12 protein-coding genes and 1 pseudogene are annotated in these 15,476 nt (G+C 66.1%); 9 read left to right on the forward strand and 4 right to left on the reverse strand.

What is annotated here, in order from left to right:
* Positions 1 to 240: 240 nt before the first annotated feature.
* From ACRB8A_RS04500 to ACRB8A_RS04510, 3 genes are all read left to right on the forward strand, one after another.
* Positions 241 to 1,278 carry an adenosine deaminase gene (locus ACRB8A_RS04500; RefSeq protein WP_050683979.1) on the forward strand — a complete coding sequence of 346 codons (1,038 nt, stop codon included), beginning with the start codon at positions 241 to 243 and terminating at the stop codon, positions 1,276 to 1,278.
* 329 nt (positions 1,279 to 1,607) lie between these two features.
* Entirely contained in the window at positions 1,608 to 2,519 is a 912-nt protein-coding gene (locus tag ACRB8A_RS04505; RefSeq protein WP_056596172.1) for a hypothetical protein, read from the forward strand.
* A 94-nt stretch (positions 2,520 to 2,613) separates the two neighbouring features.
* Complete coding sequence (locus ACRB8A_RS04510; RefSeq protein WP_056596174.1) at positions 2,614 to 2,913, forward strand: acylphosphatase; 300 nt, start codon at positions 2,614 to 2,616, stop codon at positions 2,911 to 2,913.
* Between the two features lie 14 nt (positions 2,914 to 2,927).
* Here ACRB8A_RS04510 and ACRB8A_RS04515 read toward each other — a convergent pair whose 3' ends face one another.
* Entirely contained in the window at positions 2,928 to 6,554 is a 3,627-nt protein-coding gene (locus tag ACRB8A_RS04515) for a TM0106 family RecB-like putative nuclease (protein WP_056596177.1), read from the reverse strand.
* Between the two features lie 264 nt (positions 6,555 to 6,818).
* Between ACRB8A_RS04515 and ACRB8A_RS04520 the strand changes: the two genes are divergently transcribed.
* Both ACRB8A_RS04520 and ACRB8A_RS04525 read left to right on the forward strand, forming a co-directional pair.
* Positions 6,819 to 7,508, forward strand: coding sequence for a DsbA family protein (locus tag ACRB8A_RS04520; RefSeq protein ID WP_056596180.1), 690 nt, complete (start codon positions 6,819 to 6,821; stop codon positions 7,506 to 7,508).
* 42 nt (positions 7,509 to 7,550) lie between these two features.
* Positions 7,551 to 7,997, forward strand: a complete 447-nt coding sequence (locus tag ACRB8A_RS04525) for a MepB family protein (protein WP_082483959.1) — start codon at positions 7,551 to 7,553, stop codon at positions 7,995 to 7,997.
* Between the two features lie 105 nt (positions 7,998 to 8,102).
* Here ACRB8A_RS04525 and ACRB8A_RS04530 read toward each other — a convergent pair whose 3' ends face one another.
* Complete coding sequence (locus tag ACRB8A_RS04530; RefSeq protein ID WP_056596183.1) at positions 8,103 to 9,299, reverse strand: TerC family protein; 1,197 nt, start codon at positions 9,297 to 9,299, stop codon at positions 8,103 to 8,105.
* A gap of 191 nt (positions 9,300 to 9,490) precedes the next feature.
* Between ACRB8A_RS04530 and ACRB8A_RS04535 the strand changes: the two genes are divergently transcribed.
* Positions 9,491 to 10,114, forward strand: coding sequence for a DUF1349 domain-containing protein (locus ACRB8A_RS04535; protein WP_432245677.1), 624 nt, complete (start codon positions 9,491 to 9,493; stop codon positions 10,112 to 10,114).
* Between the two features lie 31 nt (positions 10,115 to 10,145).
* On the opposite strand, the pseudogene ACRB8A_RS04540 reads toward ACRB8A_RS04535, so the two are convergent.
* Positions 10,146 to 10,448: pseudogene (locus tag ACRB8A_RS04540) on the reverse strand (DEAD/DEAH box helicase); the annotation flags it as partial.
* A 71-nt stretch (positions 10,449 to 10,519) separates the two neighbouring features.
* Here ACRB8A_RS04540 and ACRB8A_RS04545 point away from each other — a divergent pair.
* Positions 10,520 to 12,847, forward strand: coding sequence for an FdhF/YdeP family oxidoreductase (locus ACRB8A_RS04545; RefSeq protein WP_056596192.1), 2,328 nt, complete (start codon positions 10,520 to 10,522; stop codon positions 12,845 to 12,847).
* 272 nt (positions 12,848 to 13,119) lie between these two features.
* On the opposite strand, the gene ACRB8A_RS04550 is transcribed toward ACRB8A_RS04545, so the two are convergent.
* On the reverse strand, positions 13,120 to 13,449 hold the full coding sequence (locus tag ACRB8A_RS04550; protein WP_050683908.1) for a DUF6457 domain-containing protein: 330 nt from the start codon (positions 13,447 to 13,449) through the stop codon (positions 13,120 to 13,122).
* A 266-nt stretch (positions 13,450 to 13,715) separates the two neighbouring features.
* Here ACRB8A_RS04550 and ACRB8A_RS04555 point away from each other — a divergent pair, with 266 nt between their 5' ends.
* Together ACRB8A_RS04555 and ACRB8A_RS04560 are read left to right on the forward strand one after the other, a co-directional pair.
* Positions 13,716 to 14,069, forward strand: a complete 354-nt coding sequence (locus tag ACRB8A_RS04555) for a GNAT family N-acetyltransferase (RefSeq protein ID WP_050683907.1) — start codon at positions 13,716 to 13,718, stop codon at positions 14,067 to 14,069.
* Between the two features lie 128 nt (positions 14,070 to 14,197).
* The gene (locus tag ACRB8A_RS04560; protein WP_432245678.1) at positions 14,198 to 15,454 is read left to right on the forward strand and encodes a S1C family serine protease; all 1,257 of its coding nucleotides are present in this window, start codon (positions 14,198 to 14,200) and stop codon (positions 15,452 to 15,454) included.
* Positions 15,455 to 15,476 lie beyond the last annotated feature (22 nt).

Genomic DNA, 15,476 nt, shown 5'->3' on the forward strand with positions numbered 1-15,476 from the left:
CCGCCTCTTGACGAATAGAGGTCAATTATCGGTTGCTGCCGCTGGGCAGTTCTGGTGTAGGCAGCACCGGGCACTCATTCGCCCGCCGTGCGGGCATGCATTTCACGCTAAGACATCACCTGGGCGTTATCAAATCGAGACCGATCCTGAGTGTTTGCTGGTGGTCCTCCTCCCGGACGGGCGCGAACGGCGCGGGTGCAATATCCTGACCGGATGGAAAACTTTGCGGCTGGTACCGCCATGCCCGGAACCGAAGAAACCGAATCCGACGTCCTGGTCCCGGCCCGCCTCCTCCCCGTCGCGGAACTGCACCTGCACATTGAGGGCACCCTCCAACCTGAACTGATCTTTGCCCTGGCTGAACGCAATGGCCTCGAGTTGCCCTATTCGGGCCTGGACGAGCTCCGCGAACGCTACGAATTCACGGACCTGCAGTCCTTCCTTGACCTGTACTACGCGAACATGGCCGTGCTGCGGACCGAACAGGACTTTGCGGACATGACCCGCGCTTACCTGGAGCGTGCTGCGGCCGCCGGTGTGCGGCATGCCGAGATCATGATGGATCCGCAGGCGCACCTCTCGCGCGGCGTCGCGCTCGAAACCTGTGTCAACGGTGTCGCGTCTGTCCTCGCCACCTCGGAGCAGGACTTCGGTGTCTCCACCCTGCTGATTGCCGCCTTCCTGCGTGACCTGTCCGAGGAATCCGCCCTGGAGGTCCTGGACAACCTGCTGGCGATGGGTGCGCCGATTGCCGCCATCGGCCTGGACTCCGCCGAAGTGGGAAACCCGCCAGCCAAGTTCGAGCGGCTCTACGCGAAGGCGCGCGAAGCGGGCCTTCGGCTGACGGCCCACGCAGGCGAGGAGGGCCCGGCGTCGTATATCATCGAGGCGCTGGACGTGCTGGGAGTGGAGCGCATTGACCATGGCATCCGCTGCATGGATGATCCGGACCTGGTGGAGCGCCTGGTGGATGGCCGCATCCCGTTGACGGTGTGCCCGCTGTCCAACGTCCGGCTCCGCGCCGTGGATACGCTGGCTGACCATCCGTTGCCGGCCATGCTGGCCGCAGGCCTGAACGTCTCGGTGAACTCGGACGATCCCGCGTACTTCGGTGGCTACGTGGACGACAACTTTGCCCAGCTTGAAGCCGTCTTCGCACTATCCGAATTCGACAAGGCCCGGCTGGCAGCGAACTCCATCCATTCCTCGTTCGCTTCTGAGGAGCGGAAAGCGGAACTTCTGGAAGAGCTCAATGGGGGAGAAGTCCCGCACCCGTAGTCCAGGGTTTTCCGGCGTCACCGCAGCCGCCGAATGGGATGGAAGTAGCGCCGTGTGACAGGTGGGACACGGCGCTTCGGGGCTGGCCTTGAGCGTGCCTGCATCCCGCTAAACTTGGTGCCACAGGTGTGTCCTGGGACTGCGGGGCGGCATCCGTTCCGGCACTCCGGGGTCCTGCAGCCGGCCCCATACCGAGACCTCCGCCTCACTTGACGCTATTTGGGCTTAACAGTCGGTCACGACACGCAGAATTAACCAATTTAAGTCGCGAGATGTAACGGGCTGTTGGCAAAATGCCAGAGACCGATCGCTTTTATACAAGGGGAACCATGGCCACGTCCACTGCAGAAAACACCTTCCTTCGACTCAAGACCGTGTTGGACGTCCTCACCGAAGGTGTGTGGTCCGGTGATGTGCTGAACGCGGGCCAGGTCCTCGCTGAAGCGACGGCACGCGTACCGTTCAACGATCACGAAGGTGAGCTTCTCAGCGGCGGCATTCCCCGCGGGCACAAGACGCTCACGTCTGCCACGGCCAAGCTGGTCAAGGCCGGCTGGCTGGTCAAGGGCCGCTCCGGCTGGACCATCACCGATGACGGCATGCGCGCCACCGTTGCGTACCCGGACGCCCTGACTTTCGCCTCGGCGCTCGACGCCGGCGCTCCCGTTCCGGCCGGAACGCCGGTTCCCGCCGCGCCGGCAGGATTCGTCCGCCGGACCACCGCAGTAGAAGCAGTTGCCGAGCCCGCTAAAAAACCCACCAAGCGCACCCCGGCCAAAAAAGCGGCTGAGGTCGTTGAGAAGGCTGCAAAGGTCATCGAGGACGCTGTCGAGCCCGTGGTCAAGGCTGTCCGCACGCGCAAGTCACCTGCCAAGGCGAAGGCCGAAGCGGTGGCGCCTGCCGCCGTCGAGCCCTTTGAAGGCCCGGACGTCGAAACCCACCCCCAGCCTGAAGCCGTGGCCGTTGCCGGCGACTTCAACACCATCCTGGGCGCCCCCGAAAACTGGGCCCCGCAGTATGACGAAGCGCAGATGGAATTCGACTTCCTGGACCAGCTCTGGAAAAAGAGTGTCGAACTGCCGGCCGGGTTCTACACCTTCAAGATCGCCCTGAACCGGTCCTGGGAAGAGAACTACGGCGCGTATGGTGCTTTCGATGGCCCCAACCACGAGCTGCACCACAACGGCGGAACTGTCAGCTTCCGGTACAACCACAGCACCCGCGACATCACCATCAACTGACCCTTTCGCCGCCCAGGCAGCAGCGGTTCCGCCGCAACGCGGCACCAGCGCTGCCTGGCTGAGGCGCGGGCAGCGACCTGAAAGAAGGACCGCCATGGCCGGCAACGCAGGCCCCGGCCCGGGGAACATCCGGCTGGACGCCCGGGTGTTTGGCGTGGTCCAGGGTGTGGGCTTCCGCTACCGGACCATGGGCCAGGCCGAGGAGTTGGGGCTCACCGGCGAAGCGCGGAATCTCGACGACGGTTCCGTTGCCGTGGTGGCCGAAGGGCCGGAGGCCCAGGTGCGGAAGCTTTTGGCCTGGCTCACATCCGGTCGCGCCCCCGGGAAGGTGGAGCGGGTGGACGATGCCATCACGGCGGCTTCGGGAACATTCAGCCGGTTCCGGGCTTACTGAGCGGGCCGGTACAGCTAGGCGCCCTCCCGCGGGCTGAGGCCGATGAACGCGCCCAGCTCCTCCAGGGCAGCCGGCCGGTGCGGCATGTAGCTGGTGAGTTCCGGTGACCGGACCACAACTGCCCGCCACTGGCCGCGCGAGACTGCCACATTGATGCGGTTCCGGTTCAGCAGGAACTCGGCACCGCGCGGCGCCTCCGCCACGGCCGAACACGCCATGCTCACCAGCACCACAGGCGCCTCCTGGCCCTGGAACTTGTCCACGGTACCCACCCGGACAGCCGGCAGCCCTGCATCCTCAAGATGCTTCCGGACCAGATGGACCTGGGCGTTGTAGGCAGCCACCACCAGCAGGTCCTCCTGCACCAGCGGCCTGGGGCCGGCGTCCGCGGCAGGGGTCCACTTGAGCCCGAGGTGCCGATGCGCCTGGCGGACAATTTCGGCTGCTTCCTCCGTCGAACTGGTGGTGTTGCCGCTGTGGTCCACAAAAACTGTTTCCACTCCCGGCGGCAGCCCCGCAAGGTCCCGGCCCAGTGCAGCAGGGGCCGAGTGCAGTTTCCCGTCATAGCTCAGGCGTGAGACTGCCCGGCACAGCTCCGGGTGCATCCGCCAGCTGTCGGCAAGGAAGTAGCCCAGGTTGGCCGGCAGCGTTGCATGCCCGGCGGCGAGCCAGCCCAGGGCTGACTCGTCCACCGGCTCGGGGTGGGCTCCTTGGGTCACCTGCGGCAACTGCTGCGGGTCACCCAGGAGGAGCAGCCGGGTGGCTGCAATGGACACGGCCAATGTGTTGGCAAGTGAGAACTGCCCGGCTTCGTCGATAACCAGCAGGTCCAGGGAACCCGCCGGCACTTCCTTGCCGGTCATGGTCCACGCGGTGCCGCCCACCAGGCAGCCGCCGGGAGCGGCAAGAAGTTGGGAGACGTCGCCGTCGCCCGTCAGGGTCCAGGGGACAGGGTGCGGGGCTGCGAGCTTCTTGGCCACCACGGCAGCGTCCACGCCGCCGGTGTCGATGGCCCGGCACAGCAGGTTTTCCACCACGTTGTGGGATTGTCCCACAACGCCGATCTTCCAGCCGGCCGCCACCAGTCGGCCGATGACATGAGCCCCCACGAAGGTTTTGCCGGTACCCGGCGGGCCCTGGACGGCGAGGTAGGAGCGGTCCAGATCCAGCAGCGACTCCACCATGGCTGTGGCGTAGTCGGCGGCACCGTCGGGGCCGTTGCGGACCTCCACTGGCCCCGGGAGGCTGACGAACCGTGGCGGCAGCTTGCGCAGGATGTCCAGCCCAGGTTGGGCGGGGATCGCCGGTACCGCTGCCCCCACGCTCCGGGCGATGGTGGCGATGGCGGCCTCGATGCTGACGGTGGCCAAGGGCTGGTCCTCGGTGAGTGCCACCGGAAAGTGCGGATAGGCAGGCACCTTGGCCGTTTCGCGCTCGGCGATGGTGATCACCGTGTGGGCCGGATTGTCCGGCGCCGGTTCCAGTTCGAGGATCCTGGTCCCGAAGGTGAAGGCCTTGGCCAGCGGGGCCGAGTCGGGTGCGGCCATGCCGTCCGGGGCAGGATCGTTGTACAGCCGGCACCAGGCCGAGCCTGCCCGGAAATCCGAACCTTCGGTCATGGTGCCCCGCAGCTTCAGGACCCGGGTGCGCATCCGTTCCCGGGGTTTGGCCAGCGCCCAGCCCGACAATATTTCGGCAGAGGCCACTACAAACACGTTCCGTTGGTCGGACCACGCATCCACCGGTGCTTCCACCCGGTCGAAGTGCTGCCACCAGAACTGCTTGCGTTCCCGCCGGTGGTAGCCGGTGGCGGCGGCCACCATGGCGATGGCCCGTTCGTCGTCCGTCCACGGCCGGTTGTCCGGCAGGTCCGCGAGGTAGGCGCGCAGCCTGGCTTCCTCCGCGCTCTCTTCCGGCCCATCCGTGGCTGCCGGCCGTTCGGATACCGCGCGCGAGGCCGCAGCGTGCCCGGTGGCTGCCCCGGAAAGCGTGCCGCCGTCGGCAGTCGCCCCCACAGCCAGGAGCCAGTCGCGCAGCCGAAGGGTGGAGAGGCAGTCGTACTGGTTGTAGTCCGAGATGGACGCCAACACCGTGGCGGCTTCGTCCGGGTGGCCGGCATCCCGTTCGGCGCAGTAGGCGGCGTAGGCCACCACCGATGCGCCGGCGTCCTTCACGTCCCCGGAGCGGAGATTGTCGCCCATGTACAGCGGCTCGAGCTTTTTGATGGAGTAGGACGGCTCGGAAATCCGCAGCGAATGCCGGACGGTTGCGTAGAGATCCACCAGGAGCCCATCGCGAAGCCAGCCGTCCACGGTGTCTTCGCCGGCCTGGTGGGCCAGGGACAAGTGCCGGAGTGCAGTTTTTTCGTACGCCGCGTAGTGGTAGACGTGCATGTCCGGGTAGCGGGACCGGCGCTCTTCCACGTATGCCAGGAACTCAAGGAAGGCCTTCCGTTCCCCGGACCGCGAGTGCGCCCAGAACGGGCGGAACACCGGATCAGCGCCTGCAGGGGGAGCTTCGATCACGCCAAAGAGATACTCGATGCCCCAGGCGCCGGTGGCGGGGTCCTGCCAGAGGGGGTCGCCCTCGAAGTCGAAGAAAATGTCCCCGGGGCTGGGAGGTGGAAGGGTCCCGATGGTGTGCTCCGGCAGCACGGAATAGGACACCGTGTGCGCGTCGCCGTCCTTGGTGTACGTCCTGGAACCCGCCGGGGCGTCCAGTCCCAGCTGCATCCTGGCCTGTGCACGCAGCCGTGCCACGGAACCGGATGCAGCGGCCACGGGCATCGCAGCGAGCTGGTCGACGGTGGCGATGCCTTCCGCATTCAGCTTCCTGCGCCTGACCACGCTCATGCCCGCCACCATCAGCAGGTCCCGGTGCGCCTGGACCTGCTCCGCGCAGTAGTCGCACCGCCCGCAATGGACGACGCCGGGCTGCCGCCAGCGGACGGGGTCGGCACCAGACCGGTGCCGGGCAGTCAGTTCGCGGAAGCGCCGCCGTCGTTCACGGAAAACGGGCAGGAGGTCCGGCAGCGAGTGGCTGCTGCGAAGCCAGTCCGAACCCACCCGGGTGCCCAGCACCAGGGTGACAACGGGGGAAGGGTCAAGTCCCATGCCCAGCAGCTGGTCCCCGTAGGCAGCCAGCTGCAGGAGGGCCCCCACCTTGGCATGCCGGGCCAGCTTGGTGTCCCAGACTTCGTACCGTCCGGTTTTTCCCGTTCCTGCGGCCTCGTTGACCAGGAAATCCGCGTAGCCCAGGAACTCGCCGTCGAAAAAGGTTGCCTGGAACACCACGTCCGCCCCGGACCTGAGGGCAAGTTCGGTCTCGGCATGCCGGGCCTGGAGTTCGCCGCGAAGGTTCGGGCCCCGCTCCAGGGAGTAGACGCCGGTTGCACGGTTGGGGTCCCAGGTCCCGTACCTTGCGGTCAGGCTATCCAACACTGTCTGCTCGTGGCGGTCGCCCAGCGCGCCTGCCCTGGCCTGCATCTCGTCGGCGGGGAACACAGCTTTTTCGGCGCGGCCCAGTTTCTCGTCGAGAACGCGCAGCGTGCGGTACTCACATTCGCTGGCAGCCACCAGGTCCGTGGCGGAATACACCAGGTCCGGCGCCGATCCGGCGTTATCAGGCTCAAGCAGAAACATGGGGCCTCCCCAGGAGTTGCAGGGCCGGGGGACTGTTCCTCCGGCCCTGCAATAAACCTAGCAACGGGGGCCGACAAAACGGCGGGTTAAGCCAGCCGGGCCACGTTGCGGCGCTCGGCCAGGTGCCCCCACCCAACTGACTCGCAGTTGTTGTCGTTTTGAGCCCCCAAAACGACAACAACTGCGAGTCAGTTGGGCACGGCGGGGGATAGGGTGACACTCCCCGAATCGCTGGAACCGGGTCGGCTCTGGAAGGGTGGTCCCATGACGGAAACCAGCGCTGACCACACCAACGCCTCCGGCCTGGCCCGACGGGTCCGGGCCGCGATCTGGGTGGTGCTGGCGGCCGTGGTGGTTGCCGGCGTGACGTGGTATTTCGTTATGGCCGGCCAAAGCCAGGCCCGCGACGTCCAGCCGGCTGCTGCCGCGCAGGTGGTGCGCGCTGACAGCCACCGGCTCACCGCTCCCATGGAGGAGAAGGCGCAGCTGGTGGAGTTCCTGGACTTCGAATGCGAAGCGTGCCGGGGCGCCATTCCCCTGATCGAGAGCCTGAAGGCTGAATACGGGGACCGGATCACTTTCGTCCACCGCTACTACCCGCTGGCCGGGCACCGGAACTCGGTCACCTCGGCCCTCGCGGTGGAGGCCGCCGCCCAGCAGGGCAAGTACCAGGAGATGGCGGACCGGCTGTTCGAGACGCAGCCCCAATGGGGTGAAAGCAGCGAGTCAAAGGCTCAGCAGTTCCGGACGTACGCGCAGGAGCTGGGCATGGACCTCGCCGTCTATGACGCCGCGGTTGCCTCCGACGCAACGCGGCAGCGGGTGGAACAGGACATTGCCGACGGCAAAGCGCTGGGCGTCACCGGAACGCCCACGTTTTTCCTCGACGGCAAGAAGCTCCGGCTGGATACCGAGGCGCAGTTCCGGCAACTGCTGGACGACGCCGTCCGTTGAGCAGGCAGCCCGGCCGGCGATGGCGCGGGTAGGCTCGGTCCGGTGACGGAACCTGCCTTCGAACGGTATGCCCGGGATGTCCTGGCGCCCGCCGGTATCCCCTGGTCCGTTGGTGGCGACGCTACCAACGAGGATTACGAGGGAGCGGTGGCCCAGCTGGGGGACCAGCGATGGCGGGTCCGGACCGCGCGCATCACACCACGGAAACCGGGTGCCTTCCTGGCCTTCTGGCGCAGGGCAGCGGACGGCAGCACAGCACCGTTCCCGGCGGACGCGCAGGACGGGCTGTTGGTGCTTGTCGACGACGGCGGGCGGCGAGGCGGGTTCCGTTTCACCGCTGACCAGCTGGAGCGTCTCGGCATCACCTCATCCGCAGGGCACCCGGGCAAACGCGGCTTCCGCGTCTACCCGGCGTGGAGCACAGACCTCAACCCGCAGGCCGCCCGGACCCAGCGGTCCCAGGCCCCGGCCTTCTTCGAACTGGACTGACCCCAGCAGCCCCAACAAGCGGCAGCACCAGCAACTCCAGCAGGCCCAACAAAACCGGCCGGTCCCCGCGAAAGGGAACCGGCCGGCGTCGTACACGTGGGGGAATTACTTGATACCGGCCCGCACCTGGGCTTCGTCATGCTCGGCGTGGGCCTTCTTGATCAGGGCAATGAACTCGGTCTCGTTCCGGATGAGGCGCTTGTACTTCTCCGGAAGGCTGCGGATCTGCTGTTCCTCGCGGCACATCTTGGCGAAGATCTTGTCGCGCTCGCCCATGTTGGTCTCGTAGTTGAGGTCCAGGTATTCGGTGGCGTGGCGCTTGGCACCGGAAACAGCGTTTTTGGCCTTGCCCTTGGGGCTGAAGATGGACGCCAGGATGGTGATGACCAGGACGCCCAGGATCACGGACAGGGACAGGCCGGTGCTGATCTCCACCACGTTCACCGGCTCGCCGTCGTTGATGAACGGCACGTTGTTCTCGTGGAGGGCGTGCAGGATGAGCTTGACGCCGATGAATCCGAGGATGGTGGCCAGGCCGTAGGAGAGGAAAATGAGGCGGTCCAGCAAGCCATCGATGAGGAAAAACAGCTGCCGGAGGCCCATCAGGGAGAACGCGGTGGCCGTAAAGACAATGAACACATTCTGGGTGAGGCCGAAGATTGCGGGGATGGAGTCGAGGGCAAACAGGATGTCCGTGGCACCGATCGCGATCATCACCAGCAGCATGGGCGTGAGGACTTTTTTACCGTTCTCCATGGTGAACAGCTTGTCGCCGTCGTAGTGTTCCGACGCCGGCAGGAACTTCTTGGCCATCCGCACAATAAAGGAGTCGGAATCGTCGTCGTGGTTGCTGGGTTTGAGCAGGTTGCCGGCAGTGATCAGCAGGATCAGGCCGAAGAGGTAAAACACCCAGGCGAAGCTGTTGATGAGGGCGGCGCCCAGGAAAATGAACCCGGTCCGCGCGATCAGGGAGAAGACGATGCCGAACAGCAGTACCTTCTGCTGGTCCGCGCGGGGCACCTTGAAGCTGGCCATGATGATGAGGAACACAAAGAGGTTGTCCACGGACAGGGCCTTCTCCGTGACGTAGCCGGCGAAATATTCCGTGCCCATGGTGGGCCCGCCGAACCAGAGGACGCCGAGGCCGAACAGCACCGCGATGCCCACGTAGATGCCGGACCACAGGGCCGATTCCTTGAGCGTGGGGGTGTGGGCCTTGCGCACGTGGAAGAAGAAATCGAAGGCCAGCAAACCGACGATTCCCACAATGGTTAAAATCCAGACAAATGGGGCTACTTCCATGCTGTGGGCCTTTCGTCGCCGTACACGCTCGGCCCGGCCGGGGGGATCCAGCGGGCCGTCTTTGCTGGTCCAAGGGTACCGTTCAGCATCCGGCCTGACGGCCGAAGCGGGTCTGGACGGTATTATCCCGAGCAACGCCACAAGCCGGACCGCCCGGGTTCCCGGCACGTCCACGAAAGAAGGTCGCCCCGTTGCCCATCCGATCCCTTGCAGTGCCCGGACTGCCCTTCCCCCTCGAAACTGCCGGCGCCGCTGCACCCGTGGCGCCCGTCGTCGTCGGCGGTGAAGTCCGGCTGACCGCAGCCCCCGGCGCTGATCTTTTCCTTGATCCGAAAGGGGCGTCGGACCCGCGGCCGGACGCCGAGCGCTGGACGGCTCCCGTCGAGGGCGACTTCCAACTGCAGGCCCACGTGGCTGCAGGCTTCGCCACCGATTTCGATTCCGGGGTCCTGCTGGGCTGGTTCGACGACGACACCTGGTTCAAGGCCTGCGCCGAGCGTGACCCTTCCGGCATGACCCGTGTGGTGTCAGTGGTAACCCGTGACGGCGCATCGGATGACTGCGACAGCTGGCCCATCGACTCCACTGGGACGTACCTGCGGATCAGCCGGTTCGGGGCGGCCTTCGCCCTGCACGCATCCACCGACGCCCAGAACTGGAACATGGTGCGCTACTTCCGGCTGGGCCGGCCCGCGTCAGAACCAGTCCGGGTGGGCTTCGTGGCGCAGTCACCGGCGGGGCAGGGAACCTGGGCCACGTTCCGGGACATCCGCTTCAGCCGTTCCACCCTCGGGGCCGTCCGGGACGGCTCCTAACGCCAGGGACGACACAGGAGCCGGCCCGCCCTACGGCGCAGTCCGCACCAAGGTCCGCCGACAGCCCGTCAAGCTGATCCTCCTGCAGGGCGATGAGCGGGGAAATGACGACGGCGGGACGTCCCGTGGTGTTGTGCAGGTACCGGGCCGCCACCTGGTAGATGGCCGACTTTCCGTAGCCGGTGGGCATCACGGCGAGGACATCCCTGCCGTCGGTCTGTGCGGCCATGCCGGCCAGCTGCCCGGCGTGCAGTCGGGGCAGGGAAAAATCGGCGGCGGCCAGCTTACCCGGCCCCAGGCCCGCAGGCCCATGCTTCCTTGACTTCCCGGACACCCTGAACAACTGTGGAGGGAACCGCGGTGTCCGGAAGGGCGGCGGCCGGACCAAGCCAAGGAGCATGCAGCGTGAAGCGCGAAAACCCGAAGGTCAATGAAGCCGACGAGTCCGGCATCGAGGTCACCGGCCACCCCAAGGCCTGGGCAGCGGGCGTGCCGGGAGTCTACCACTCGATGCAGCCCGCCCTGACACACATGGGCGTGGACCGGGCACGGAAAACCCTGCTGGCGTTGAACCAGAAAGACGGGTTCGACTGCATGAGCTGCGCCTGGCCGGACCCGGGCCACCGCAAAACGTTCGAGTTCTGCGAAAACGGCGCCAAGGCCGTGACGTGGGAAGCCACACCCGTCCTGGTCCACAGCGGCTTCTGGGCGGAGAACCCCGTCAGTGAACTGCGGCAACGCTCCGAATACTGGCTGGGCATGCAGGGCCGGCTTACCGAACCCGTGTACAAGAAGGCCGGGGCGGACCATTACACACCCGTCAGCTGGGAGCAGGCCTTCACCATCGTGGCGGACAGGTTGGCAAGCCTGCCCAGCCCGGACCGGGCAGCCTTCTACACCAGCGGCCGCACCTCAAACGAGGCCGCGTTCCTTTACCAGCTGTTCATCCGCGCATACGGCACCAACAACCTGCCCGACTGCTCCAACATGTGCCACGAATCCTCGGGCTGGGCCATGGGCCAGACCATTGGGATCGGCAAGGCCACCGTCTCCTATGGCGACTTCGAAAAAGCGGACCTGATCATCGTGATGGGCCAGAACCCGGGCACCAACCATCCGCGGATGCTCACCGCACTGGAGGAAGCCAAGGAGGCAGGTTGCCGGATCGTGGCAGTTAACCCGCTGCCGGAGGCCGGACTGATGCGGTACAAAAACCCGCAGAAGGTCAAGGGCATCATTGGCCGCGGCACGGAGCTGGCGGACCAGTTCCTGCAGATCCGGATCGGCGGGGACATGGCCCTGCTGCAGGCGGTGTCCAAACGGGTGCTCGATGCGGAAGACGCCCATCCCGGAACCGTCCTGGACCATAAATTCCTGGCGGAGCACTGCGAGGGCCTGGCCGAACTCCGGGCCCACCTTGCCGGGCTGGACGAAGCAGCCGTCCTGGCCGCCACCGGGCTGCAGGCTGCGGACATCGACGAACTGGCCGCACGGTACCTTGCCGCGGATAAAGTGATCATCACCTGGGCCATGGGCATCACGCAGCAGAAAAAAGGCGTGGCAACCATTAAGGAAATCATCAACCTGCTGCTGCTCCGCGGCAACATGGGCAAGCCCGGCGCGGGGGCCTCACCCATCCGCGGGCACAGCAACGTCCAGGGGGACAGGACCATGGGCATCTGGGAACAGATGCCGCCGGCCTTCCTGGATGCCCTGGGCGAGGAGTTCAGCTTCGACCCGCCCCGCAAGCACGGCTTTGACGCCGTGGAAACCGTCCGACAAATGCGCGACGGCGGCGTGGACGTTTTTGTGGGCATGGGCGGCAACTTCGTGGGCGCCATTTCAGACACGGCCGCGGCTGAGGCCGCCATGGAAAAGACTGCCCTCTCGGTGCAGATCTCCACCAAGCTCAACCGGTCGCACACGGTCACCGGAGCCGAAGCGCTGATCCTTCCCACGCTGGGCAGGACGGAAATCGACCTGCAAAAATCCGGGCCGCAGTTCGTCTCCGTGGAGGACACCGTGTGCGCCGTCCATGCCTCCCACGGCGTGGTGGAACCGGTGGCGCCGGGGCTGCTGTCCGAGGTGGCCATTGTCTGCCGGCTTGCCGCCGCGGTGGTGGGGGACAGGACCTCGGCGGACTGGGCAGGATTTGAAGCGGACTACGACCTGATCCGGGACCACATTTCCCACGTGGTGGCAGGGTGCAGTGACTACAACACTAAGATCCGGCAGAAGGGCGGGTTCGTTTTGCCCAACGGCCCCCGCGATTCCCGGACCTTCAGTACGCCCACCGGCAAGGCGATCCTCACGGTCAATGAACTCGAACACGTGGAGCGTCCTGCGGGCACCTTGATCCTGCAGAGCATGCGTTCCCACGACCAGTTCAACACCACCATCTACGGCCATAACGACCGGTACCGCGGGATCCGGAAAGGCCGCGAAGTGGTGTTCGTAAATCCCGACGACCTCGCCGAGCTGGGCCTCGCGGACGGCCAGCACGTGGACGTCCACGGTGTGTATGCCGACAACGTGGAACGTGTGCTGCGCAACTACCGGCTGGTGTCATACCCGTCGGCAAAGGGCTGCGCCGCCGCCTACTACCCGGAAGCCAACGTCCTGGTGCCGCTGGATTTTGTGGCGGAGGGGAGCCAGACGCCGGCGTCCAAGGCCGTCGTGGTGCGCCTGCAGCCGGTACCGGCGCTGGAAGAGGAGCCGACGGCGGGCGGCTAGCGGGTTCCAGGCATCGGATCCTGCCGCTACACGCTGTCCAGGGAGCCATTCGTGCGGTAGTTCCGGATGGCGTTGAACTGGTCCCACAACGTCACGGCCCAGATGACAATTACCGCGGCAGGATTCACCCAGACGGGGGTTGATCCACCCAGGCCGGCTCCGGGGGCAGCACGGAAGTCGGGGGCGCCTTCGCGGCGCGCCGGACCGGCCGGGAGGTCCGGCGCATGCGGAAGCCCGGAAGATGCGCGCAGGCCTACAAGGGGCGCAGCGCTCTACTGCGCGGTATCGGCCCAACCGCCCGCGGCCGGGCCGCCGTCGTGCCCTTGGCTGCAGAGCTGGAACGCAGTGCGGGCGGCCTTTTCCACTGCGGCAGCGGAGGCCTCGCGGGATCCGGCACTGCCGGAACCGGCGTCCAGCCCGGCTGCATAGCCCACCAGGAACGTGGTGACGGGGGCGGCCGCATGGATCACCGAGCCGGCCGATTCGCGGGCCAGATCCAGCAGGAGTGCCTGGTCCACCTTCAGGTCAAGGATTTGCAGGGCCTGCGCCAACCGGTGGCTCCACTGGTCCAAAACCTGGGCTTCGTCGTCGCTGACTGCCATTTCTCCGCTCCCTGTCGCAGGATGTTCTCCGTTTGCCGACACTACAAGGATTCGGGACGGAAGTCACCGGTTGGCGGGGGCCAGGTGCACACGGTCAAGATACTCACCTCCCTGGCGGAAGGCGGCCACTACGACCTCATTATCCTTTCATTGCGGCGGACGTCATCACGTGCCGCCGCGGAGCGCCGGGTCACGGAAATAACTCCCGGCCGGGGCGGGTTACGCTTTTCAAAGCACGCCCGTACCCTGTCCCTGAAGGAGCCCCCGTGAGTGCCATCTCCGTCCGTCACCGCCCTGATCGCGACCGCTTCGAAATCCTGGATGCCGGAAATGTGATCGGAAAGGCCGTCTACAGGGATTACGACGGCGACGGGCAGGGTCAGCGGATTTTCTACCATACGGTAATCAACGAGGAATACGGCGGACAGGGCCTCGCCGGCCAGCTCGCCACCGTAGCGCTCACCGCCACGGTGGAGGCCGGCCTGGGCATCGTGCCGGTATGCCCGTTCATCAAGAAGTTCCTGGTGAAACATCCGGAGTTTGCCGGGAGCGCCGTTCCGGTCAGGCCGGCGCATCTGGCGTTCCTGGACGCGGCGCTCGCAGCCCCCACGCCCGGATGACCCGGGCGGACAAGTAGTCACTCCGTAAACAATCGGGTACCCCAAATGCTTGGGGTTCCAGAACTGTCCCGGCTAATTTGAAGGCAACCGCTTCCTGCGGCCGCCGGCTGAACGTCAGGACAACTTCAATGGCGAATGAGAACTCCCCAACCAGACTGTGGCAGTCGGCCGCCGGTGTGGCTGTGGCCGGCCTGCTGTTGGCTGGATGCAGCAGCCCGTCCCCGCAGGCTCCCACGCAGGTTCCTGAAGCCGGCGGGCAGCAGGGGCCAACACTGACACCAACCCCCACGCCGTCCGTCAGCCCCACCCCAACGCTGTCGGTCACGCCAACTCCTACGCCCACCCCCACCGCCATTACGCCGAAGGGCTGGCCGGCTGTCGTGGCGGAAGTGCGGTCCGGTGTCGGGCAGTTCAGTGTGACGGGCTGCGAATTCAGTGCAACGGGCACAGGATTCCTGATTGCGCCGGACCTGGTGGTCACCGCTGCCCACGTGGTGGATGATGCGTCCGCCATCAGCATTGCCTTCGGTGGTGAGCCTTCCGTCGAAGGAGTTGTCCTGGGGTTCAACGAACTGGCGGACCTGGCATTGGTCAGGATCAACAGGCCCGTCGCGGGCCATCAACTTCAGTTCCAGGAGGCCCAGCCGCCCATCGGGACCGATGTCGCCGCCCTGGGTTTCCCGTTGGGGGAGCCACTCACCCTGACCCGGGGGATTGTGAGCGGCCTGGACCGTGAGGTGAACTTTGGCAGCGGACGGATTGGAAACATGATCCAGACGGATGCAGCCATCAACCCGGGAAACAGTGGCGGACCCCTGTTGGATGAGCAGGGCTTCGTTACGGGCATCATCAGCGCGGGGACCGTTGGCGCCGAGGGCATGTCGTACGCGGTCGCTGCCCCCAGGGCGGCGGAAGCAGTCGCGGAATGGCAGCTTCGCGGGGTGGTGCGGGCGCCGGTCACGTGCGGGAACGCGCCGGCGCCGAACTCCGGCTTTTTTCCCATGACCATCAGTTCCAACCACGATCAGGCGACCAACATCGGCCAGGCCCTGCTGCTGCACGGCCAGGGAATCAACCGTGGCGCATATTCTGCTGCCTTCAAGCAGTTCACGCCGGAACTGGGGGCCAGCTTCGGCGGTGAGGCGGAGTGGAGCAAAGGGCTCGGTTCCTCATATTGGACCAAGCTGGAGGTGGTGAACGTGACCGGAACCGGCGATTCCCTGGTGGCCAACGTCAGCCTGAGGACCCGGCAGGACGCAGCGCACGGGGTGGCGGGCCAGACATGCTCCGACTGGCGCATCGCCTACACCGTGGTCTGGGACGGGGCCGCGTGGCTTATCGCCGGAACGGCGTTGCCGCACGGCAATCCGCAGGCGTGCGTCTGAGCGGGACGCGCATCGTCAGCCC

Source organism: Arthrobacter sp. G.S.26 (assembly GCF_050847375.1).
GTDB lineage: Bacteria > Actinomycetota > Actinomycetes > Actinomycetales > Micrococcaceae > Arthrobacter.

Coding starts and splice junctions, on each gene's coding strand:
- ACRB8A_RS04530 (WP_056596183.1), bottom strand. CDS start 9,299: ATGGAAGTAGCCCCATTTGTCTGGATTTTAACCATTGTGGGAATCGTC.
- ACRB8A_RS04520 (WP_056596180.1), top strand. CDS start 6,819: ATGACGGAAACCAGCGCTGACCACACCAACGCCTCCGGCCTGGCCCGA.
- ACRB8A_RS04510 (WP_056596174.1), top strand. CDS start 2,614: ATGGCCGGCAACGCAGGCCCCGGCCCGGGGAACATCCGGCTGGACGCC.
- ACRB8A_RS04505 (WP_056596172.1), top strand. CDS start 1,608: ATGGCCACGTCCACTGCAGAAAACACCTTCCTTCGACTCAAGACCGTG.
- ACRB8A_RS04515 (WP_056596177.1), bottom strand. CDS start 6,554: ATGTTTCTGCTTGAGCCTGATAACGCCGGATCGGCGCCGGACCTGGTG.
- ACRB8A_RS04500 (WP_050683979.1), top strand. CDS start 241: ATGCCCGGAACCGAAGAAACCGAATCCGACGTCCTGGTCCCGGCCCGC.
- ACRB8A_RS04550 (WP_050683908.1), bottom strand. CDS start 13,449: ATGGCAGTCAGCGACGACGAAGCCCAGGTTTTGGACCAGTGGAGCCAC.
- ACRB8A_RS04560 (WP_432245678.1), top strand. CDS start 14,198: ATGGCGAATGAGAACTCCCCAACCAGACTGTGGCAGTCGGCCGCCGGT.